17 protein-coding genes are annotated in these 22,631 nt (G+C 65.8%); 10 read left to right on the top strand and 7 right to left on the bottom strand.

Annotated features, from left to right (window positions below; translation table 11 throughout):
* Positions 1–2 precede the first annotated feature (2 nt).
* Both serB and pmbA read right to left on the bottom strand, forming a co-directional pair.
* Positions 3–1,223 (bottom strand): phosphoserine phosphatase SerB, encoded by a 1,221-nt coding sequence (gene serB, locus Atep_RS03090; protein ID WP_213380228.1) that lies wholly within the window; start codon positions 1,221–1,223, stop codon positions 3–5.
* A gap of 7 nt (positions 1,224–1,230) precedes the next feature.
* Positions 1,231–2,580, bottom strand: coding sequence for a metalloprotease PmbA (pmbA, locus tag Atep_RS03085; RefSeq protein ID WP_213380227.1), 1,350 nt, complete (start codon positions 2,578–2,580; stop codon positions 1,231–1,233).
* Positions 2,581–2,707: 127 nt separating this feature from the next.
* On the opposite strand from pmbA, the gene Atep_RS03080 reads away from it, so the two are divergent.
* The 3 genes from Atep_RS03080 to Atep_RS03070 all read left to right on the top strand — a co-directional run bounded on the left by Atep_RS03080 (position 2,708) and on the right by Atep_RS03070 (position 5,198).
* Entirely contained in the window at positions 2,708–3,472 is a 765-nt protein-coding gene (locus tag Atep_RS03080) for a hypothetical protein (protein ID WP_213380226.1), read from the top strand.
* A gap of 251 nt (positions 3,473–3,723) precedes the next feature.
* Positions 3,724–4,107 carry a type II toxin-antitoxin system VapC family toxin gene (vapC, locus tag Atep_RS03075; protein WP_213380225.1) on the top strand — a complete coding sequence of 128 codons (384 nt, stop codon included), beginning with the start codon at positions 3,724–3,726 and terminating at the stop codon, positions 4,105–4,107.
* 14 nt (positions 4,108–4,121) lie between these two features.
* Positions 4,122–5,198, top strand: a complete 1,077-nt coding sequence (locus Atep_RS03070) for a glycosyltransferase (RefSeq protein ID WP_213380224.1) — start codon at positions 4,122–4,124, stop codon at positions 5,196–5,198.
* A gap of 8 nt (positions 5,199–5,206) precedes the next feature.
* Here the strand turns inward: Atep_RS03070 and hemF are convergent, their stop codons facing one another.
* The gene (gene hemF / locus Atep_RS03065; protein WP_213380223.1) at positions 5,207–6,127 is read right to left on the bottom strand and encodes an oxygen-dependent coproporphyrinogen oxidase; all 921 of its coding nucleotides are present in this window, start codon (positions 6,125–6,127) and stop codon (positions 5,207–5,209) included.
* Between the two features lie 163 nt (positions 6,128–6,290).
* On the opposite strand from hemF, the gene purK reads away from it, so the two are divergent.
* The 4 genes from purK (at position 6,291) to Atep_RS03045 (ending at position 10,258) form a co-directional block, all read left to right on the top strand.
* The gene (purK, locus tag Atep_RS03060; RefSeq protein ID WP_213380222.1) at positions 6,291–7,445 is read left to right on the top strand and encodes a 5-(carboxyamino)imidazole ribonucleotide synthase; all 1,155 of its coding nucleotides are present in this window, start codon (positions 6,291–6,293) and stop codon (positions 7,443–7,445) included.
* The gene (purE, locus tag Atep_RS03055; protein WP_213380221.1) at positions 7,442–7,957 is read left to right on the top strand and encodes a 5-(carboxyamino)imidazole ribonucleotide mutase; all 516 of its coding nucleotides are present in this window, start codon (positions 7,442–7,444) and stop codon (positions 7,955–7,957) included. Before purK ends, purE begins: the two co-directional genes overlap by 4 nt.
* Before the next feature lie 77 nt (positions 7,958–8,034).
* On the top strand, positions 8,035–9,072 hold the full coding sequence (locus Atep_RS03050) for a type IV pilus twitching motility protein PilT (RefSeq protein ID WP_213380220.1): 1,038 nt from the start codon (positions 8,035–8,037) through the stop codon (positions 9,070–9,072).
* A 31-nt stretch (positions 9,073–9,103) separates the two neighbouring features.
* Positions 9,104–10,258, top strand: coding sequence for a PilT/PilU family type 4a pilus ATPase (locus Atep_RS03045; protein WP_213380219.1), 1,155 nt, complete (start codon positions 9,104–9,106; stop codon positions 10,256–10,258).
* Between the two features lie 9 nt (positions 10,259–10,267).
* On the opposite strand, the gene Atep_RS03040 is transcribed toward Atep_RS03045, so the two are convergent.
* The 4 genes from Atep_RS03040 to Atep_RS03025 are packed head-to-tail and all read right to left on the bottom strand — an operon-like array spanning position 10,268 to position 18,946.
* Positions 10,268–11,341: an HD domain-containing phosphohydrolase gene (locus Atep_RS03040; protein WP_213380218.1), complete on the bottom strand. Its 1,074-nt coding sequence runs from the start codon at positions 11,339–11,341 to the stop codon at positions 10,268–10,270.
* 53 nt (positions 11,342–11,394) lie between these two features.
* Entirely contained in the window at positions 11,395–12,630 is a 1,236-nt protein-coding gene (locus Atep_RS03035; RefSeq protein WP_213380217.1) for a PP2C family protein-serine/threonine phosphatase, read from the bottom strand.
* Between the two features lie 55 nt (positions 12,631–12,685).
* Positions 12,686–14,923 (bottom strand): methyl-accepting chemotaxis protein, encoded by a 2,238-nt coding sequence (locus tag Atep_RS03030; protein ID WP_213380216.1) that lies wholly within the window; start codon positions 14,921–14,923, stop codon positions 12,686–12,688.
* 57 nt (positions 14,924–14,980) lie between these two features.
* On the bottom strand, positions 14,981–18,946 hold the full coding sequence (locus tag Atep_RS03025) for a response regulator (protein ID WP_213380215.1): 3,966 nt from the start codon (positions 18,944–18,946) through the stop codon (positions 14,981–14,983).
* A gap of 125 nt (positions 18,947–19,071) precedes the next feature.
* On the opposite strand from Atep_RS03025, the gene Atep_RS03020 reads away from it, so the two are divergent.
* From Atep_RS03020 to Atep_RS03010, 3 genes are all read left to right on the top strand, one after another.
* On the top strand, positions 19,072–20,700 hold the full coding sequence (locus tag Atep_RS03020; protein ID WP_213380214.1) for a thiamine pyrophosphate-dependent enzyme: 1,629 nt from the start codon (positions 19,072–19,074) through the stop codon (positions 20,698–20,700).
* Positions 20,701–20,713: 13 nt separating this feature from the next.
* Positions 20,714–21,202, top strand: coding sequence for an indolepyruvate oxidoreductase subunit beta (locus Atep_RS03015; protein WP_213380213.1), 489 nt, complete (start codon positions 20,714–20,716; stop codon positions 21,200–21,202).
* A gap of 81 nt (positions 21,203–21,283) precedes the next feature.
* A complete protein-coding gene (locus tag Atep_RS03010) occupies positions 21,284–22,621 on the top strand; it encodes a phenylacetate--CoA ligase family protein (protein ID WP_213380212.1) in 1,338 nt (445 codons plus the stop codon).
* Positions 22,622–22,631: the final 10 nt, after the last annotated feature.

Genomic DNA, 22,631 nt, shown 5'->3' with positions numbered 1-22,631 from the left:
TTTCAGGCCAAGGCCTCCACATCCCGATCGCGCATCCCGAGCAGATAGAGGATGGCATCGAGTCCGACCGTCGCGATGGCATGACGCGCCTGCTCGGTAACGATGGGTTTGGCGTGGAAAGCGATGCCGAGTCCGGCGATGGCCAGCATCGGCAGATCATTGGCGCCGTCGCCGACCGCGATCACCTGCTCCAGCCGAATGCCCTCGCGCGCGGCGATCTCGCGCAGCAGTTCAGCCTTGCGCGCACCATCGACGATCTCGCCCGAGACCTCGCCGGTGAGCTTACCGTCCCTGAATTCGAGCCGGTTGGCGTAGACATAGTCGATGCCGAAACGCCGTTGCAGATGCTCGGCGAAATAGGTGAAGCCGCCCGAGAGGATCGCCACCCTGTAGCCAAGCCGCTTGAGCGTGGCGATGAGCCGGTCGGCGCCCTCGGTGATCGGCAGACGCTCGGCGATCCCGGCCAGCACGGATTCGTCCAACCCCTTGAGCAACGCCATGCGACGCCGGAAGCTCTCCTTGAAGTCCAGCTCACCGCGCATCGCCGCCTCGGTGATGGCCGCGACCTCGGCGCCGACACCAGCCGCCGCCGCCAGCTCGTCGATGACCTCGGTCTGGATCAGCGTCGAATCCATGTCGAAGCACACCAGCCGCCGGTTGCGGCGGAAGATGTCGTCCTCCTGGACCGAGATGTCGACGTCCAGCACCCGCCCGAGCGCCAGCAATGCACCATGCAGCTCGGTCAGGTCGGGCACGGCACCGCGCACCGAAAGCTCGACCGAGGCCAGCGCCGCCGGCAGACGTTCGCGCCGCGAGATGCGCCCGGTCAGACGCGCGATGCGGTCGACGTTCAACCCGCGTTCGGCGACCACCGCCGACACGCGCGCGATGTGCTCGGCCTCGATCTCACGTCCGACCAGGGTCAGGATATGGCGCGGCCGGCCCTGCTCGTGCACCCAGCCTTCGTAGTCATCGGCGGCGATGGGCGTGAAGCGGATATCCAGCCCCAGCGTATGGGCGCTGAACAGCAGTTCCTTGAACACCCCGCAATCACTCCCCGTCCGAGGCAGCTCGACCATCAACCCCAGCGCCAGGGCGTTGTGGATGGTCGACTGGCCGATATCCAGGATCGGCACCCGATAGCGGGCAAGGATGGCGGTCAGCGCCGCTGTGATGCCGGGACGATCCTCGCCGGTGACGTTGATCAGGACGATTTCGCTCATGGCGCGCTCACTCCCCGGCGATCGTCATTCGATCGATCAGCCAGGAGCCGGTGCGGATGCTGCCCGAAAAGTCGCAGTCGTTGCCGACCGCGACCAGTCCGGCGAACATCTGCTTGAGATTGCCGGCGATGGTGATCTCCTCGACCGGATACCGGATCTCGCCGTTCTCGACCCAGAAGCCGGACGCACCGCGCGAGTAGTCGCCCGTGACCGGATTGACGCCGTGGCCCATGAGCTCGGTCACCATCAGCCCGGTGCCCATCTCGCGCAGGAGCGCGGCGCGATCCAGGTCGCCCATCTCGATGGCGAGATTGCGCACCCCGCCCGCATTGCCCGTGGTCGGCATCCCGAGCCGGCAGCCCGAATAGGTGTCGAGCACATAGGTCTGGAGCACGCCGTCGCGCACCAGATCCTTGGCGCGCGTGGCCACGCCGTCGCCGTCGTAGGGCGCGCTGGAGAGCCCGCGCAACAGATGCGGCTGCTCATAGATGCGCACGAATTCGGGGAAGATCCGCTTGCCGAGATGGTCGAGCAGAAAGCTGGAGCGCCGGTAGAGATTGGTGCCGTTGATGGCCGAGACCAGACTGCGCAGGAGTCCGGTCGCGACCTCGGCGCGGAACAGCACCGGCGCCTCGCGCGTGCCGAGCCGACGCGCACCAAGACGCGCCACGGTCCGTTCGGCCGCCCGCTCGCCGACCGAGCGCGCCGAGTCCAGATCAGCGGCGGCACGCGCCGTCGTCCACCAGTAATCGCGCTGCATCAGTTCCCCATCCTGGCCGATCACGGCACAGTTGAGACTGTGGCGCGTGGTCGGATAGCCGCCGTGGAAGCCGTGACTGTTGCCGGCGACATGGAGGCCGAGATGGGTCGAGAGGCTCGCGCCTTCGGAATTGACGATGCGCGGATCATGAGCGCGCGCCGCGTCCTCACAGGCGATGGCCAGCTCGATCGCCTGCTCGACCTCGATCGCCCAGGGATGACAGAGATCCAGGTCCGGGATCTCGGTGGCCATGAGCTCGGGCGGGGCCAGATGGGCGCAGGGGTCGTCCTGGGTGTGCTGGGCGATGGCACGCGCGGCGCTGACGGCATCGCGCACGGCGGCCGGGCTGAGATCCGAGGTGCTGGCCGAACCCTTGCGCCGGCCGAAATAGAGCGTGACGCCCAGACCATTGTCGCGCGTGTGCTCGACCGTCTCGACCTCGCCGAGCCGGACCGCGACCTCCAGTCCGGCACTGCCGCCGACCGAGGCTTCGGCGGCACTGGCGCCCTGACGTTTGGCCTCTTTCAGCAGGTCTTCGATGATCTGTTGCAGCCGGGCCAGACGCTCGGCGGTGTCCTCTGTGGTCAGAATGGGCATGGTGGAGTTCTGTGTCTCGGCAGGGATTCGGATCAGCGGGGTAGCGTCGTCGGTGGTTGCCGGGACATGATAGCAGTTCGATGAGGTCGTCGCGCCCTGCGCGGATGCCTGCCGCTTCGAGGTCGGCGTGACCGAGTCGCGCTGCCGACTCTGGGAGGCGTCCGGCGGCGGCTGGATCTCGAACCTGGACGATGGCGCCGGCCGGCTGCACAACCGGGCGCGCCATCATACCGCCTGGCTGAACCACTGGATGAGGCCGGTCGGCGGGGTCATGGCGGCCGAGTTCACCGACGAGACGCTGAGCACGATCCGCTCCTATGGCGGGCGGCGCGATTCGCCGATCTGGACCGGCAGTTATCTGGCCGCCGAGGCGCTGCGCTTCATGTCCACGGGCGCGCCCGATGCCGAGCGCGCCCTGCGCGAGACGGTCGCGACCCTGCACCGCTGGTGGGACATCTCGGGCGATCGCGGCTATCTGGCCCGTTATGCCGCGCCCGCCGACAGCCCCGAGCCGGTTTTGGCGCTGTTGAGCGCCGACGACCCGGAAGTGCATCGAGACGTCCTCTACGAGAACCGGCTCTGGCACTGGCGCGGCAACATCAGCCGCGACCAGTATCAGGGACTCATGCTCGGCTATTCGACCGAGGGCTTACCCGAGTACGCCGAGCGCCGCCGTGTCATCGCCGAGCACTATGCGCGCCAGGCCGACACCTGGCTCGACATCGCGGCACGCTGGCGCAACACCAACCGCGGCGACTCGGGCTATTTCGGACTGAACATCGGGTTCATGCCGCTCTATACCTGGACACGGCTGGAGACGGATCCGGCACGCAAGGAGCAAAAAACAGTTCTTGATTTTTTCTTCATTTTTCATCAGGATTTTTCACTGTAGATAGGTTATCTACAAGCGTGAAGGTTTCACGCTCCATGGTCAGGGTCAACGTCGAATCGCAAGGTTGTTCTCTGTTCAGGATGAACGCCGAGGCAATTTTTATGGCGCAAGCTGGGTTTCGACGGCCGACACGGCCCATGTTGCCGGTGTTGACCGGCCATTCGGTTGGGACTGCTCAACCCGGACTCCAGTTGCTCGCCCACCAGGGCGCTATCAACGGAGAGCGAATTGCCGAATGAGCACTTTCGAGTATGAAATTCGGAGCAGTACAGAACCCTGAAACCGATACGCTCGACAGGTTACTCGGCGAGGTTCCGGTACTCATCGGCGACTTGATCCTGACCGAAGTCTTGCAGGGGTTTCGATCGGACTCGGATTATCGCCAAGCACACGAGTTACTCGATGGCCTCGATTGCCGTTGGCTTGGGGGTCGCCGGGTCGCATTGTCCGCTGCAAACAACTATCGATTTTTACGAGCACGCGGCATCACGATTCGCAAGGTCATTGACGTCATCATCGGCACCTATTGCCTGCTCGAAGATTTGCCCCTCCTGCACTCGGATCGAGATTTCGACCCCATGGAGCGTCTTCTTGGACTGAAGGTGTACCGGACAGGCGTAGCGCCATGGAATTGAGTCCGCGACTTCCGATGGCTGAACCGACCACACTGCAAATGGTCGCCAGCAAGGCACTCGGCGGGGCCGAACGCTGGTTCATCCGCTTCAGCGCGGCGCTGGCCGAGCGCGGGGCGCCGGCTCAAGTAGCGATCCGCCAGGGGAGCGCGCTCGACGGCCCGGATCTCGGCGGACTGCCCATCCATCGCCTGCCCTATCGCACCACCTGGGATCCCTGGTCGCGCGGCGCGGTCGGGCGTCTGATCCAGGATCTGAAGCCAGACATCGTCCAGACCTACATGGGGCGCGCGACCCGGCTCGCCCGCCTGCCGCGCGCGGGCGGTCCGGTCCATCTGGCCCGGCTCGGCGGCTATTACGCACTCGGTCCCTATCGTCACGCCCACGGCTGGATCGGCAATACCAAAGGCTTGTGCGACTGGATGGTGCGCCAGGGACTGCCGGCCGAGCGCGTTTATCACATCTATAACTTCGCCGATCCGGCCCGTCCGGTCGCGCCCGAACTCGTCGCCGAACGCCGTGCCGCGCATGGCCTGCCGGGCGACGCCTGGGTGCTGGTCACGCTCGGACGCTTCGTCCCGGTCAAGGGCCAGCGCTACCTGATCGACGCGCTCGCCCGTCTGCCCGAGACCATTGCCGGGCGTCCGGTTCGACTGGTGATGGTCGGCGAGGGTCCGCTCGGTCCCGAGTTGCGGCGTCAGGCCGAACAGGGCGGCCAGTCACACCGGATCGTCTGGGCCGGCTGGCAGCGCGATCCGGCGCCCTATCTCCAGATGGCGGATCTGGTCGTCTTCCCCTCGCTGGAGGAGGAGACCCTGGGCAATGTCATCCTCGAAGCCTGGGCCTGGGGCAAACCGCTGGTGACGGCCAGTTTCCGCGGCGCGCGCGAGCTGGCCCGTCATGGCGAGGATGCCTGGTGCGTGCCCTGTGCCGATGCAGCCACTCTGGCCGAGGGCATCCGCCGGACGCTGTCCGATCCGGCGCTGCCGGCGGCGCTGGTCGCGCGCGGCCTGGAGCGGGTGGAGCATGAATTCAGCCGCCGCGCCATCCTGGATCGTTATCTGGAACTCTATCGCCGGGTCGCGGGCGGTTGAGTCAGACCTCAGTCCTCACCCAACCAATCGCGCACCACCAGAAAGCGCTCCAGCAGTTCGGCCTCCGGCGTCCCCGGCTCGGGCCGATGGTCGTAGCGCCAGCTCACCTCGGGCGGCATGGAGACCAGGATGGATTCGGTCCGCCCGCCCGACTGCAACCCGAACAGCGTGCCCCTGTCCTGGACCAGATTGAACTCGACATAGCGCCCGCGCCGAATCTTCTGGAACTCGCGCTCGCGGTCGCCATAGGTCATGGCCCAGCGGCGCTCGACGATCGGCAGATAGCCGGTCAGATAGTGATCGCCGACACGACGCCAGAAGGCGAAGGCGTGCTCGAAACCGCCCTGGTCGAAGTCATCGAAGAAGATCCCGCCGATACCGCGCGGCTCCTGGCGGTGCTTGATGAAGAAATACTCGTCGCACCACGCCTTGAAACGCGGATAGAGTTCGGCGTCGAACGGCTCGCAGGCCGCGCGCGCGTTCCGGTGCCAGTGGATGACATCCTCCTCGAAGCCATAATAGGGCGTGAGATCGAAGCCGCCGCCGAACCACCAGACCGGCTCGGCGCCCTCCTTCTCGGCGAGGAAGAAGCGCACGTTCAGATGCGATGAGGGCACATAGGGATTCAGGGGATGGGCGACCAGCGACACACCCAGCGCCTCGAAGCGTCGTCCGGCCAGATCGGGCCGATGGGCGCTGGCCGAGGGCGGCAGCCGCTCGCCGTGGACGTGCGAGAAATTGATGCCGCACTGCTCGAACACCAGCCCCTCGCGGATCAGGCGCGTGCGCCCGCCCCCGCCGCCGGGCCGCTCCCAGGTATCCTGACGCAACTCGGCCCCACCGTCGGCGGCGCGCAGCGCCTCGGTGAGGCGATCCTGGAGATCGAGCAGATAGGTCTTGACGGCCTGGAGATCGGGTTGGTTCGACATGACCATGAGTCCTCGCGGTAAAGTATGGGGCACTGCAACCATAACCGATCCACGACGCCTCGTGCCCGCGCAAATCCTGCCCGAATGGCTGACAGGCGCCCTCGCCGCTCCAATCCGAGCGGCGGGGCTTCCCAATTTCCCGAATAACCCTGATCATTGCTCCATGGACGTATTTCCCCTACCCCTTGCTCGGATCGGTATCATCGGCGGCGGCCAGCTCGGCCGCATGCTGGCCAAGGCCGCCAAGCGCCTCGGCTGCACCTGCGTGGTGCTCGATCCGACACCCGGCTCACCGGCCGGTCAGGTCGCCGGTCATCAGATCGTCGGCCACTATCACGACCCGGCCAGGCTGCGCGAGCTGGCCGACTCCTGCGACGTCATCACCTTCGACATCGAGGACATCGACACCGAGACGCTCATCCAACTCGAACGCGAGGGACACCGCATCCATCCCTCGCCCCGCGTGCTGGCGCTCATCCAGGACAAGCTGACCCAGAAGCAGGCGCTCGCCGCCGCCGGCATCCCGACGGCCGAGTTCGTGCCCATGCCCGAACCGACGCCCGAGGCCTTCGCCGCCTTCGGTTATCCGCTGGTGCAGAAGGCCCGACGCGGCGGCTACGACGGGCGCGGCGTCTCCATCCTCAAGTCGGCCGAAGACTATCCGCGCCATCTGCCCGTGCCCGCGCTGCTCGAACGCTTCGTGCCGGCCGCCAAGGAGCTGGCCGTGGTCGTCGCGCGCGGACACGACGGCGACTGCCGCTGCTATCCGGTGGTCGAGATGGTCTTTCGCCCCGGCGAGAACGTGCTCGACCTGCTGCTGGCACCCGCGCGCATCGCCCCCGAGACCGCCGAGGCCGCCGTGGCCCTGGCCGTGCGCACGGTCGAGACCCTGGGCGGCGTGGGCATCTTCGGCGTCGAGCTGTTCCTGACCGAGTCGGGCGAACTCCTGGTCAACGAGGTCGCGCCCCGCACCCACAACTCGGGCCACCACACCATCGAGGCCAATGTCACCGACCAGTTCGAGCAGCATCTGCGCGCCGTGGTCGGACTGCCGCTCGGATCGACCGATCAGCTCTCGCCCGCCGCCATGATCAATCTGCTCGGCGCCCCCGAGCATCGTGGCCGTCCGGTCATCAAGGGCATGGCCGAGGCACTGGCCATCTCCGGTGTCTGTCTGCACCTCTACGGCAAGGCGGCCACCGCGCCCTATCGCAAGATGGGCCATGTCACCGTGCTCGACCCGGACATCGCCATGGCCGAACACAAGGCGCTCCAGGTGCGCGCACTCATCGAGATCTCGGGGGAGGACCACCCATGAGCCAATCCAAACATCCAGCCGGCCCGCTGGTGGGCATCATCATGGGCAGCGACTCGGATCTGCCGGTCATGCGCGAGGCCTCCGCCATCCTCGACGAGCTGGGCGTGGCCTACGAGATGACCATCGTCTCGGCCCATCGCACGCCGCAGCGCCTCTACGACTATGCTCAAACGGCCGTCGAGCGCGGTCTGCGGGTCATCGTCGCCGGTGCCGGCGGTGCGGCCCATCTGCCGGGCATGGCGGCGGCCATCACGCCGCTGCCGGTCATCGGCGTGCCGATCAAGACCTCGGCGCTCTCGGGTCAGGATTCGCTGCTGTCGATCGTGCAGATGCCGGCCGGCGTGCCGGTGGCCACGGTCGCCATCGACGGCGCCAAGAACGCCGGCATCCTGGCCGCGCAGATCCTGGGCAGCGCCGATGCCGCGCTGCTGGAGCGGGTCGCCCAGTACAAGCGCGATCTGGAGTCGATGGTGATGGACAAGGTCGCGCTCCTGGACGGTGGCGCGCTTTGAAGCGCATTCGTAACAGGTTCTGAGCCGCGTCCGCGACGCGAACGCGGCCCGCCAACGGTGGCGTAACAGGAGGACTCGTGGACATCGCCGAACTGCTTGCCTTCAGCGTCAAGAACAACGCCTCTGACTTGCATCTGTCGTCCGGGCTGCCGCCCATGATCCGGGTCGACGGCGACATGCGCCGCATCAATGTTCCGCCCCTGGAACATCGCGCGGTCCATTCGCTCGTCTACGACATCATGAACGACAAGCAGCGCGAGGACTACGAGGAGTTCCTGGAGACCGACTTCTCGTTCGAGATCCCCGGCGTGGCGCGTTTTCGCGTCAACGCCTTCAACCAGAAGCGCGGCGCGGCCGCCGTCTTCCGGACCATTCCTTCCAAGGTACTGACGCTCGAGGACATCAAGGCCCCCAAGAGCTTCAAGGACATCATCGACGTCCCGCGCGGACTGATCCTGGTCACGGGGCCGACCGGCTCGGGCAAGTCGACCACGCTCGCGGCCATGATCGACCACATCAACGACAACAAGTACGAACACATCCTCACCATCGAGGATCCGATCGAGTTCGTGCACGTCAGCAAGAAGTGTCTGGTCAACCAGCGCGAGGTGCACAAGGACACCCTCGGTTTCAGCGAGGCCCTGCGCTCGGCCCTGCGCCAGGATCCGGACATCATCCTGGTCGGCGAGATGCGCGACCTGGAGACCATCCGGCTGGCCCTGACCGCCGCCGAGACCGGCCATCTGGTGTTCGGCACCCTGCACACCACCTCGGCGGCCAAGACCATCGACCGCATCATCGACGTCTTCCCGGCGGCCGAGAAGGACATGGTGCGCGCCATGCTCTCGGAGTCGCTGCGCGCGGTCATCTCGCAGACGCTGCTGAAGAAGACCGGCGGCGGCCGTATCGCCGCGCACGAGATCATGATCGGCACCCCGGCCATCCGCAACCTCATCCGCGAGGCCAAGATCGCCCAGATGTACTCGTCGATCCAGACCGGCCAGGCGCACGGGATGCAAACCCTGGATCAGAATCTCAAGGAGCTGCTGGGCAAGGGCCTCATCGCCCGCCAGGACGCTCGATCCAAGGCGCAGAACAAAGAGGATTTCAATTGAGCTCCCCCATCTGACCGAGTGAGGTCGAACCATGGATCTGAAGCGCGCGCTGGAACAACTCTTGAACGCCCTGGTCGAGAAAAAGGGCTCGGACCTCTTCATCACCGCCGGCCGGCCGCCGACCGTCAAGATCGACGGCACCCTCTACCCCGCCACCAAGCAACCGCTCACGGCCGAGCAGGCGCGCAGCATGGTCTACGACATCATGAACGAGCGCCAGCGCGCCGAGTTCGAGGACACCAAGGAGTGTCAGTTCGCGCTCGACCGCGCCCCGCTCGGACGCTTCCGTGTCAGTGCCTTCGTCCAGCGCGACGCGGTCGGCATGGTGCTGCGGCGCATCGAGACCCGCATCCCGACCCTGGAGGAACTCAAGCTCCCCTCGGTGCTGCGCGATCTGGCCATGACCAAGCGCGGTCTGGTGATCTTCGTCGGCGCCACCGGCACGGGTAAGTCGACCTCGCTCGCGGCCCTGATCGGCTATCGCAACCATCATAGCTCGGGACACATCATCACGGTCGAGGATCCGATCGAGTACGTCCACGAACACGACGGCTGCATCATCACTCAGCGCGAGGTCGGGGTGGACACCGAGTCCTTCGAGGTCGCCCTGCGCAACACATTGCGGCAGGCCCCGGACGTCATCCTGATCGGCGAGATCCGCACCCGCCAGACCATGGAATACGCCATCACCTTCGCTGAGACCGGCCATCTGGTGCTCGCCACCCTGCACGCCAACAACGCCAATCAGGCGATGGATCGCATCATCAACTTCTTCCCCGAGGAATCGCGCAAGCAGATGCTCATGGACCTCTCGCTCAACCTCAAGGGCATCGTCGCCCAGCAGCTGGCGCCGCGCAAGAACGGCCAGGGCCGGCGCGCGGTGATCGAGATCCTGCTCAACACGCCGCTGGCCGCCGACCTCATCCGCATGGGCGAGGTGCACAAGCTCAAGGATCTGATGAAGCGTTCGGGCGAACAGGGCATGATCACCTTCGATCAGGCGCTGTTCAATCTCTATCAGGAAGGCGAGATCAGCTACGAGGATGCCCTGAAGTACGCCGACTCGGCCAACGAGGTACGGCTGATGATCAAGCTCCAGAGCGGCGTGACGCCGAGCAGCGCGACGGATCAGAGCATCGACGCCATGAGTCTGGTCCGGGACGAAGACCCCAGGAACAAACGCTGAACGCGCCGTTCAGGACACAGGATCGGCGAAGCGTTCGCGGATCTCCAGGATCTCGGGGACGAGACTGAGGAAGACCTCCATGATGCGCGGGTCGAAATGTTTGCCCGACTGCCCGCGCATCCACTCCAGCGCCGCCTCCACCTCCCAGGCCGGCTTGTAGGGACGCACCGAGGTCAGGGCGTCGAAGACGTCGGCCAGCGCCACGATGCGTCCAGACTCCGGAATGTCTTCGCCCGCCAGCCCGAGCGGATACCCGCCCCCATCCCATTTCTCGTGATGACTCAGGGCGATCTCGCGCGCCAGTTGCATCAGTTCGGAATCGTCGCCGCCGAGGATATCGCCGCCGATGGTGCTGTGGGTCTGCATGATCCGCCATTCCTCGGGCGTGAGCGCGCCGGGCTTGAGCAGGATGCTGTCGGGGATGCCGATCTTGCCGACGTCGTGCATGGGACTGGCGTGCAGCATGATCTCACAGCGCTCCTCGTCCCAGCCCAGATGCCGGGCCAGCAGGGTCGAGGTGTGGCTCATGCGCAGGATGTGCTGTCCGGTCTCGTTGTCGCGATACTCGGCGGCCCGGCCCAGACGCTGGACCACCTGCAACCGGGTCTCGCGGATCTGGCGGGTGCGCTCGTAGACGATGCGTTCGAGCATGTCCTTCTGATCGTGGGCCATGCGATGCGCCAGTTGCACATCGAGCATGTTGCGCACACGGGCGGCGACCTCAGCCTGATCGAAGGGCTTGCCGATGAAATCGCTGGCGCCCGCCTCCAGCGCGCGAAGCCGGTAGTCGCGCGAGCGCAGCGAGGTGAGCACCAGGATCGGCGGCGTGAGCGGATCGGCGAGCGCGGCCAGCTGCTCGATGAGATCGAATCCGCTCAGGCCCGGCATCTCGATGTCGAGCAGGACGAGATCGGTCGGCGCCTGCCGGTAGACCGCCATGAATTCATAGGGATCTTGAACGAGCACGATGTTCGAATAACCCGCCGCCTGGAGCAGACGCTCCATCAGGATGAGACTGACGCGCTCGTCGTCGACGACCAGGATCCTGGCGGCCTTGCGGCACAGTGTATCGACTCTAGCCATAGACTTTGTGGTCTCGCTGATGGAGGACAGGATCGTTGACACGGAACGGATGCTCAGGTTCCGGACGGGTCGTGCAGCACAGTGATATCGAGCGGAATCTCCATCACGGCCACGTCATCGGTCTGCTCGGTTCCGGCACAATGGGCATCGAAGGCCTCCATCAGGCTCGGAAGGATGGGCGTTCCGGGCTGCCAGCCTTCCAGCAGCCCGCGCAGACCCGTATCGACGAACATCCGGCCCTGCCGATCGAGCGCCTCGAACAAGCCGTCGCTCATGAGCAGCAGACGATCGCCCGCTGAGAGATCCACGCGCCGCATGACGGGGTCGTGCAGATCGGGCAGGATGCCGAGCGGCAGTCCGTGCGAGGACAGCTCGACCAGATCCGTGGCGGTGCGCAGATGGGCCGCCGGCATACCGCCGTTCCACCAGGACAGGGTGTCGCCGCGTCCGGAAATCGAGATCAGATAGGCGGCCATGAAGCGCTCCGTCGGCAGGAGACGATAGAGCTTGTGGTTGATCTCGGTGAGCAAGGCCACATCGTCGAAGCCCTTGGTCGTCATGGCATGGAAGGTATCGGCCACGGGCAGGGCGCCGACGGTCGCCGCCAGTCCATGACCGGTGAAATCCCCCAGGAGAATCCGCAGGCCGCCATCCGGCAGATAGTGCATCAGCACCAGATCGCCATTGAAGAGGGTGGCCGGTCGCTCGACGAGTTCGATGCCGGGGACGTGCGCATTGTAATGCTTGACGGCCTGACTCCAGACACGCTCGGCGAGCTGTTTCTCCTCCTGATCGCGCTCCAGCAGGGTCGTGAGCAGACGCTGCTTGGCGGCGAGTGCGCGCTGCAGATCGCGCACGCGCTCCATGGCCAGGACGCGCGCCCGCAGCCGCGTGAGGGTGAAGGGCTTGGCGAGGAAGTCGTCGCCTCCGGCCTCGATGCAGCGCAGCAGACACTGCTCGTCCTTGACCGCCGTCAGGAAGATCACGGGCACGAAGTCGTCTCCGGCCAGACGCTTGATATGGCAGGTGCTCTCCAGGCCATCCATCTCGGGCATCAGGACATCCATGAAGACGATGTCGGGACGCTCGCGCTCGAAGATCTCCAGGGCCTCCCGACCGTTGGAGGCTTCGAGCGTGCGAAAGCCTTCCTTGACCAGCATCGAGCCGAGCAGACGACGATTGGACGCCTCGTCGTCGACGATCAGGGCGAGGCCGCGCTCACCGGCATCGGCGCCGATCGGATCCGGTGACACGGGGGCGCGCGCCGGAACCGGAAGCGGCAGACTCATGGATGCACCGCCAATGTCGCGTTAACCATGATCGTGCGCAACCGCTGCACCGGACTCAGAATTCCGCCCATTCGTCTTCATCGGGCTTCGACGGCGGGCGCGCGTGGCCGGCCTTGGGCGCCGCCTTGCCGGGCTTGGCGACGGCGGTCGACTTACTGTGCGCGACAGGCCGGACGGGCGTCCGCGCCTGACCATGCTCCTGGCCGACCTTGAACACCGAGACCACCTCGGCCAGGGTGCGGGCCTGATCCTCCAGCGCCTCGGCGGCGGCGGCGGCCTCCTCGACCAGTGCGGCGTTCTGCTGCGTGACCTCGTCCATCTGGGTGATGGCCTGGTTGACCTGCTCGATGCCGGTGGACTGCTCGACCGAGGCGGCCGAGATCTCGGACATGATGCTGGTGACGCGGTTGATCGACTCGACGATCTCGGTCATGCGCGTGCCGGCCTCGTTGACCTGCGCGGTGCCCGAGTCGACCTTGGAGACGCTGTCGGTGATCAGGGTCTTGATCTCCTTGGCGGCGTTGGCCGAGCGCTGGGCGAGACTGCGCACCTCGGCGGCGACCACGGCGAAGCCGCGGCCCTGTTCGCCGGCACGCGCCGCTTCCACGGCGGCGTTGAGCGCCAGGATGTTGGTCTGGAAGGCGATGCCGTCGATGACGCCGATGATGTCGGCGATCTTCTTGCTCGACTCGGAGATGGCGGCCATGGTCTGCACCGAGGCATCGACCACCATGCCGCCCTTGACCGCGACATCGGCCGCCGAGATGGCCAGTTGATTGGCCTGACGGGCGTTGTCGGCGTTCTGCTTGACGGTGCTGGTCAGCTCTTCCATGGAGCTGGCGGTCTCTTCCAGCGAGCTGGCCTGCTCCTCGGTACGCTGGCTGAGATCCTGGTTGCCGGTGGCGATCTCGCTGGAGGCGGTGTTGATGGTGTCGACCGCCTCGCGGATGCGGAACACCACGTCCTTGAGGTTGCTGACCGTGGTGTTGACGCCGGCCTTGGTCTCGCCGAAGAGTCCCGGGTAGTCCTTGGTGATGGTCTGGGTCAGGTCGCCGTCGGCCAGCGCCTGGGCGACGCGCATCACGTCTTTGAGGCCGACTTCCGTGGTGTCGGAGAGCTGGTTGAGCAACTGCGCGATTTCACGCGCGAAGCCCTGTTTGCCGGCCAGTTCCAGCTTGATGCTGAAGTCGCCCCGGTTGGCGGCGTCGACGATGTTGCGGATTTCGTCGACCACGGCGGTCAGGGCCTTGACGGTGCCGTTGACGCCGTTCTTGGTCTCGCCGAAGAGTCCGGGATAGTCGCGGGTGATGGTCTGCGACAGATCGCCGGCGGCCAGGGCGTTGGCCACGCGGGTGACGTCCTTGAGTCCGACGTCCGTGGTCTCGGCCAGTTGGTTGAGTCCTTCGCTGATCTGCTTGCCGAAGCCCTGCTTGCCGGCCATGTCCAGACGGCGACTGAAATCGCCCTGGACGGCGCCGCGCACGATGCCGTCGATCTCGCCGACCAGCTGCTTGAGGTTCTCCTGCATCACCTTGAGCGAGGCGAGCAGACTGGTGGTGTCGCCGGCCTTGGTCTGGATGCTGTGCGAGAGATCGCCGTTGGCGACCGCCAGCACCATGGTCGCGGCATAGTCGGGTTCGCCGCCGAGCCGGCGCAGCAGACCGCGGGCGATCCCGATGCCGATCCCGGCTCCGACCAGCAGCGCCACTACGGCCAGGACGATCAGTTGCCAGGTCGCCGATGCCGCCGCCTGCCCGGCCGCGGCCCCGCGATCAGTCATCAGCCGGGTCTGGTAGTCGATGAGCTCGTTGATGGCCGCAATATAGGTATTCTGACGATCACGAATGGAGCCGAGCAACAGATTTTTCGCCTCGACCTGACGGCCCTCGCGCACCAGATTCAGGAAGCTCGTCTGCAAACCGACATACTGTTCACGAGCCGACGCGACAGCCGACAGGCGCTCGACGCCCTCGGGCGAGGTGATGGTCCGCTTCAACTGCTCGAGATTTTCCAGAATCTTGGCTCGCGCCTGCTCGATTCTCTCGACTTCACCCCGAATGGCGCCGGCCTCATCGAGAATGAGCGTGTTGCGCATCGCACGCGCAATGACGTTGATGTTGTCGATGATGGCGTTGGCCTGGACCGTCTTGGGAAAATAATCGTCGACGAGGGCATGGATGTCGTTGTTGATCCGGTTGATCCTGAGGATGCCGATCAGGGCCACCACGCCCAGCAGCAGCAAGACCACGCCGAACCCCAGCCCCAGTCGCGTCGAAACCTTCAGATTGCCCATGTCGTTGTTCCCGATGATCTATGTTGATTCCGGTCGTGCATCGAAACGGATACGGCTTCAGGATCCGCGCATCCAGTCGACCAAGAGGGCGCGCAACCCTTCGAATTCATGCTCCATGAGCGACACCAGACGCTCGACCTCGGCCGGCGAGATGCCCTGCTCGGCCGGATCCTCTAGTGTAGACGCCAAGCCATGCAAACAAGGGGCCGAAACATTGGCCGCCAGACCCGCCAGACTGTGGGCCTTGCGCCGAACCTCGACCTGATCACCCGACTCCAGAGAGGCGCGCAACGCTCGGAGCCGCGCCGGGGCATCCAGCAGGAACTGTTCGATGACCTCGCAGGCGATGTCTCGATCTCCCAAGACGCGCCCGAGCATGTCGTCGGCGTCGAAGGAAACAGTGCCGGAGTCACTCTCCGGATTGAGCGCCTCGCGCGGCGCGTCCGCCTCGAGCGGGTCGACACGACTGTCTCTATGAATGATGTGCTCGGCGATGATCCGGCTCAATTCCTCCGGCTGCACCGGTTTCGAGATATAGGCGTTCATCCCGGCATCCAAGCAGCGTCGCACGTCGTTCGGCATGACGAGCGCGGTCATGGCCACGATCGGGACATGGGGATCGAGCACCCCAGCCTCGCCGCGCCGGATGAGACGTGCCGTCTCGAAGCCGTCCATCTCGGGCATCTGGCCATCCATGAGTACCAGATCGTAACGGGTGCGTGACAAGGCTTCCAGGGCTTCCAGACCATTGCACGCGATGTCCGGCCTAGGATAACCGAGTTTTTCCAGGATGCCACGCGCGACGATCTGATTGGTCGGGTTGTCGTCGACGAGCAGGAGGCGTGCCTCGGGGTGAGCCGGGCGCCCGATCCCATGCGGCAGACCCGGCCCGACGGGCGGCGCCGGCTCCAGCACGGGCCTCTCGCGCCCCATGACCCGCAGCAGACACTCGCGCACCAGATGGCGGCGCAAGGGCTTGGTGATATAGCCGGCGAAATCGCCCGATTCGAGGTGCGCGTTGTCCTCGCGTTTGGCCAGCGCGGTCAGCAGCACGAGCCGGGTGTCGCGGATCTCGGGTTCCTGTTTGATGAGCCGCGCCAGTTGCAGACCATTGGGGTCGGGCATACGCAGATCGATCAGGGCGACATCGAAGGGCATACCGGCCCGCACGGCCTGATGCAGGGCGCGCAGCGCATCGCCGGCGCGTCCCGCCACCGCCACCTGGCAACCCCAGGCACGCAACAGTGCGGCGGCCTGGGCGCGGTTGTCCGGGTGATCGTCCACCACCAGCACCCGGATGTCGTCGATGCCCTCCTCGCGCGCCCGATACTCGATGGCGATCTCCGGCGAACACTCGAACTCGGCGGTGAACCAGAAGCGCGACCCCTGGCCGGGCCGACTCTCCAGACCGATGTCGCCGTTCATCAACTGCACGAGCTGCTTGGCGATGACCAGCCCCAGCCCGGTGCCGCCGAAACGGCGCGTCGTCGAGCTGTCGACCTGATTGAAGGCCGTGAACAGCTTGCCCAACTGATCCTCGGGGATGCCGATGCCGCTGTCGTGCACCTCGAAACGGATCAGTGCCCGCCCCGCCTCGGCCCGCACGAGCGAGAGCCGGATGCCGACCTCGCCGTGCTCCGTGAACTTGATCGCGTTGCCCATCAGATTGACGATGACCTGACGCAGATAGCGCGGGTCGCCCAGCACGGCGGTCGGCACCTCGGGGGCGATGCGATAGGTCAGTTCCAGATCCTTCTCATGGGCGTTGAAGGCCATCATCTCCAGCACCTCCTCGATCAGGAGACGCAGGTCGAACTCCAGGCGCTCCAGCTCCAGCTTGCCGGCCTCGATCTTGGAGAAGTCCAGGATGTCGTTGATGAGCGCCAGCAGGTTTTCGCCGCTGTCGCGCACGATCTCGGCCAGCCGGCGCTGCTCGGGATCGAGCTCGGTGTCGAGCAGCAGGCCGGTGATGCCGATGATGCCGTTCATCGGGGTGCGGATCTCGTGGCTCATGTTGGCCAGGAACTGGCTCTTGGCCTGAGTCGACGCCTCGGCCTGGGCCAGCGCCCGGTCGAGTTCCTGGTTCTGGATCTCCATGCGGCGCGCGTACTGCCGGAGCTGCTGTTCGGCGAGCTTGCGTTCGCCGATGTCCTTGACGCCGCCATAAATCCGGCGTCCGCCGCATTCGTCGCGCAGACACTGATTGGTGATCTCGACCCAGGCCGAGCTGCCGTCGCGCCGGCGCAGACGCAACTGACAGCTCGAGACCGACTCCTCCTTCAGACCGGCCTGATGGCGGTCGAACAGCGAGCGATCCTCCAGCACCACCAGCCGTCGCCAGGTGCCCATGGCGAGGATCGCCTCGCGCGTATGGCCGGTGATGGCCTCGACGGCGCCGTTGAGCCAGTCGAGCTTGTAGCGATCCGGGGAGACCTCGATGCAGGAATAGACGATGTCGGACATCAGCATCGACAGACGCCGGAAGCGCGCTTCGTTCAGACGCAACGCCTGCTCGGCGCGGCGCTGGCGCACGGTGCGCCAGATGGCGTTGGCCAGGAGCTGCACGCTCTCGACATCGAGTTCGCTGTAATCACTCGCCTTGTTGCCCACGCCGGCCAGCATACGCACCAGACCGCCCTCGATCACCGGAATGGTCAGGAAACGCTGGAGCGGCGCGTGATCCGGCGGCAGACCGGCCTTGCTGGGGCAGTTGGGATAGTCGTTGCAGGTGATGGGACGGCGCCGGCGCAGCGCATCGGCCCAGACGCCGGCCTGATTGACCGCGTAATGGAGTGCGTTCGGCGGCAGATTGCACCCACTGTCCTCGACAGTGGCGCGCGACCAGGCGACCAGCTCGATGGTCTCCTGATCCGGGTTGACCAGATGGATGAAACCCATGAGGCTGCCGGTGAGCGACTCGGCCAGCGCCAGACCGTGCTGCATGAAACCGACCTCGTCGAGTTCGTCGGCGACCTGGGGCAGTTCCAGCAAGGCTTCGGCACGCCGCTTCTGCAAATCCATGAGCAGCTCGCCCTGTTTGCGCGCCGTGATGTCGCGATTGACGCCGCGCCAGCCCTGATGGGTTCCGTCGACGTCATAGACCGGGCGGCAGACGTGCTCGATCCAGCGCAGACCGCCGTCGGGCCGGCGCAGACGCAGCTGCAAGCGAACGTGCGGGGACGGGTCGTTGGATCTGGAGATCTCGTGCTTGTGCTCGAACCATAGATGCCGGTCCTCGGGATGGATCAAGCGATCCATGAGCTTGGGATCGGCCATGAAGTCGTCGGGCGTGTGGCCGCAGACCAGTTCACACGCCGGCGAGACATAGAGATAGCGCCGATCCGGCCCCAGCCAGTAGTCCCAGTCGGCCGAATAGTCGGCCAGCATCCGGTAGCGGGTCTCGCTGTCGCGCAGACGCGCATAGGCGGCATGGATCTCGGACTCGTGACGCAGACGCTCGGTGAGGTCGACGATGGAGCAGACGAGGTGATGCCGGTCGTCGTCCTCGGCCGGCATCCGCACCACATGCAGTTCGCCGGTGAACTGTCCGGCCTCCGTGGTGAGGAACCGGATCTCGGGACAGTGCGCCTCGCCGTCGTCCCAGGCGCGTTGCAGGGTGTCGTCGAGCAGCCCGTCGGATTCGCGCGCGACCAGTCGCGGCAGATAGTGCTGACGCTTGTGCTTCTCGCGCAGCACGAACAGCCGGTCGCCGGCATGGTTGGCCATGAGGATCAGGCCATGGCGGTCGACCACCAGGATCGGCTGGGGAACGCCGTAGAAGAGTGCCGTATAGCGGTTGGCGATACGCTCGACGGCCGCCTGGGTATCGCGCAACTCGATGTTCTGCAACTCCAGTTCGGCCTGATAGATGAGCAGGTTCTCGGTGAGTTCGGACAGATCGATCTCGCCGCGCGCCAGACGCCGTTCGGCCCATTCGAGGTCGCCGCGATCGAGTGCCTGGCGGGCGCACACCCGGACCCTGGGCCAATCGGAAGAGGTCGGCGGCTTGGAGGAAGAAGTCATGGCCTGATCCTGAACGCGACGAATGAACGCTAGTTTAGAACAAGAGCGCTTCGGGTTGCTGCCGCCAAGCCGCACGGCGGATAATGCCTCCGTCCTATCCCGAGAACGAGAGCGACCAGAAGAACATGACTGTAGAACGACTTCTATTGAGTGGCGACGATGCCGTCGCGCTGGCGGCGCTGCACGCCGGAGTCCGGCTGGGGACGGGATACCCCGGCACACCCTCGACCGAGATCCTGGAGACCTTCGACCAGCTCGGCGGTCGTGCGCAATGGTCGCCGAACGAAAAGGTGGCGCTCGAGGTCGGCATCGGCAGCGCCTTCGCCGGTGCGCGCACCCTGGTCACCATGAAGCACGTCGGGCTGAACGTGGCCGCCGATGCGCTGTTCACCGCCGCCTATACGGATGTCGAGGGCGGTCTGGTGGTGGTCTCGGCCGACGATCCCGGCATGGCCTCCAGCCAGAACGAGCAGGACAACCGCCACTATGCGCGCGCCGCCGCCCTGCCGATGCTGGAGCCGAGCGATTCGCAGCAGGCCTATGACTTCACCTGGCTGGCGTTCGAGATCTCGGAGCGCTGGAAGATCCCGGTCATCCTGCGTCTGACCACGCGCATCTGTCACGCCAAGACCGTGGTGCGTCCGCGCCCGGCGCTCCAGACCCTGCCCGAGCCGCACTTCAAGCGCGACGTGCCGGCGCGGGTCATGATCCCGGCCTACGCCAAGCCGGCGCATCTGCGTCTGCGCCGAAAGCTCGCCGAGATCGCGGCCTGGAACGAGGCCGAGGGGCCGTTCGAGCTCCACGAGGGCGATCCCAAACTCGGCATCGTCGCCACCGGCATCGGCGCCATGCATGCGCGCGAGGCTGCGCCCGACGCCACGCATCTGAGCTTCGGTCTGACCTATCCGCTGCCGATCGAGCGCCTCCGCGCCTTCGCCGACCGGGTCGAGCGTCTGGTCGTGATCGAGGAAGGCGACCCGGTGCTGGTCGACTCCCTGCGTGCCGTCGGTCTGCCTGCCGAGGGCAAGCCCGAGATGTACCGTTTCGGCGAACTCAACGTCGAGCGCGTGCGTCGCATCCTCGCCAACGACACCAGCCCCGAGGCGGTGCCGCCCAAGGGCAAGCCGCCCGAACTCTGCCCCGGCTGCTCGCATCGCGGCGTCTTCGAGACCCTGCGCGATCTCGACTGTATCGTCTCCGGCGACATCGGCTGCTACACCCTCGGCGTTCTGCCCCCCTTCTCGGCCATGGACACCTGTGTCTGCATGGGCGCGAGCATCGGCGTCGGTTTGGGTCTGCGTCATGTGCTGCCCGAGGAGCAGGCGCGGCGCGTGGTCAGCGTCATCGGCGACTCGACCTTCGTGCACTCCGGTCTCACCGGCCTCGCCGAGATGGTCTACAACCCGCCGCCGACCGGGCATCTGGTGCTCATCCTCGACAACGGCACCACGGCCATGACCGGCCAGCAGGAGCATCCGGGCACCGGGCGTCTGCTCGACCATTCGGCCACCAATCTGCTCAACTTCGAGGAGACGGCGCGCGCCATGGGCGTACAGAACGTCCATGTCATCGACACCACCTCGCTCAAGGACGACTCGCTGCGCGATCTCATCACGAACCTGCTGGCGTGTAACGAGACCTCGCTGATCGTCACCCGTCAGCCCTGCGTGCTCGCCGCGCCCAAGATCCGGCTCTACGAGAAGGCCAACGCCGAACAGCGTGCCGCGACCTGTGCGGCGGATCTGGTCGATTGAGGAATCGAGATACATGAAAGTCAAGAACGTAGTCATCGCCGGACTCGGCGGTCAGGGCGTGCTCAAGGCGTCCGATATCCTGGCGGATGCGGCCTTTCGCGCCGGCTTCGACGTCAAGAAGAGTGAGTTGCACGGCATGAGCCAGCGCGGCGGCTCGGTGAGCAGTGATGTGCGCTATGGCGAGGGGATCCTGAGTCCCATGGTCCCGCCGGGCGAGGCCGATGTGCTGGTGGTGCTGGAAGAGACTCAGGTCGAGATCAACCGTCCGACGCTGCGGGCCGGTGGTGTCCTGATCGCTCCGGACGTGCTCGCCCCCGAGGCGCTCAAGAACAAGAAGAGCCTCAACGTCGCCCTGCTCGGCGCGGCCTCGACCGTGCTCGACATCGCCGACGAGCACTGGATCGCCGCCATGCACGCCAATCTGGCCGAGAAGCTGCACACGCTCAACGAGCAGGCGTTCGAGATCGGACGCGAGGCGGCACGCGCGCGCGGCCTGAGCTGAGAGGCCGGATGGGCATCGCGTTCGCGCGGCCCATCCCACGCCTCCCCCTTCTACAACCGACAACGCTTTACCGAGGCCCTCATGCTGAAAGAGCTTTGGAACGACGCCGAGGGCGGCTTCCATCCCGCGAGCGCCCCCGATTTCCTGCCCCAGACGGCGCTCCAGGAAGTCCAGTTACGCCGGTTGCGCGCCGTGGTCGCGCGCGCCTATGCCAACGTCCGGCTCTTTCGCGAGCGCATGGACGAGCGCGGACTGACGCCCGAGTCGATCCGGTCGCTCCAGGACATCCGTCATCTGCCGTTCACGGTCAAGACCGACCTGCGCGACACCTACCCCTTCGGACTCTTCGCCAGTCCCATGAGCGACGTGGTGCGGCTCCATGCCTCGTCCGGCACCACCGGCAAGCCGATCGTGGTCGCCTACACGCGCGAGGACGTCGAGGTCTGGTCCGAGGTCATGGCGCGCACCTTCGCCTCCTGCGGTCTGCATCGCGGCGATATTCTTCAGAATGCCTTCGGCTATGGGCTCTTCACCGGCGGACTGGGTGCGCACTATGGCGGCGAGGCGCTGGGCGCGACCGTGATCCCGATCTCGGGCGGCAACACCGACCGTCAGATCATGCTCATCCGCGACTTCAACGTCACCGCGCTCTGCTGTACCCCGAGTTATTTCACCCACATGGTCGAGCGCGCGCGCGAACTCGATATCGATCTGCGCGAGCTGCCGCTGCGCGTCGGGATCTTCGGCGCCGAACCCTGGACCGACGGGGTACGCCGGCACATCGAGGCCGAGGCCGGCATCAAGGCGTATGACATCTATGGTCTGTCCGAGATCATCGGCCCCGGCGTGGCCGCCGAATGCTCGGCCCAGGACGGACTGCACATCTTCGAGGATCACTTCTATCCCGAGATCATCGATCCCGACACCGGCGAGCCGCTACCCGGCGGCGCGGAAGGCGAGCTGGTCATCACCACCCTGAGCAAAAAAGCGATGCCGATGATCCGCTATCGCACGCGCGACATCACCTCGCTCATCACCGAACCCTGCTCCTGCGGGCGCACCATCCGCCGGATGCGACGCATCGGCCGGCGTTCCGACGACATGTTCATCATCCGCGGCGTCAACGTCTTCCCGTCCCAGGTCGAGGCCGCGCTCATGGCCGTCGAGGGCACGCTGCCGCACTATCAGATCATCCTCACCCGCAAGGGCGGCATGGATCGCATGGCCGTCGAGGTCGAGGTGACACCGGAGGTCTTCAGCGACAGCATCCGCGGTCTGGAAGACATCCGCGCCCGTCTGGCCCAGTCGATCGAGCGGATTCTCGGCATCCGGGTCGAACTGCGCCTGGTCGAGCCGCACACCATCGCGCGCAGTGAGGGCAAGGCCAAGCGCGTGATCGATCGGCGCAACGAAGGTTGATTTCTCAAGC

Origin of the sequence: Allochromatium tepidum (assembly GCF_018409545.1) — a bacterium.
Classification (GTDB): domain Bacteria; phylum Pseudomonadota; class Gammaproteobacteria; order Chromatiales; family Chromatiaceae; genus Thermochromatium; species Thermochromatium tepidum_A.
The sequence above is the reverse complement of the archived record's forward strand: the minus strand, read 5'-3'. Positions and strand labels throughout refer to the sequence as shown.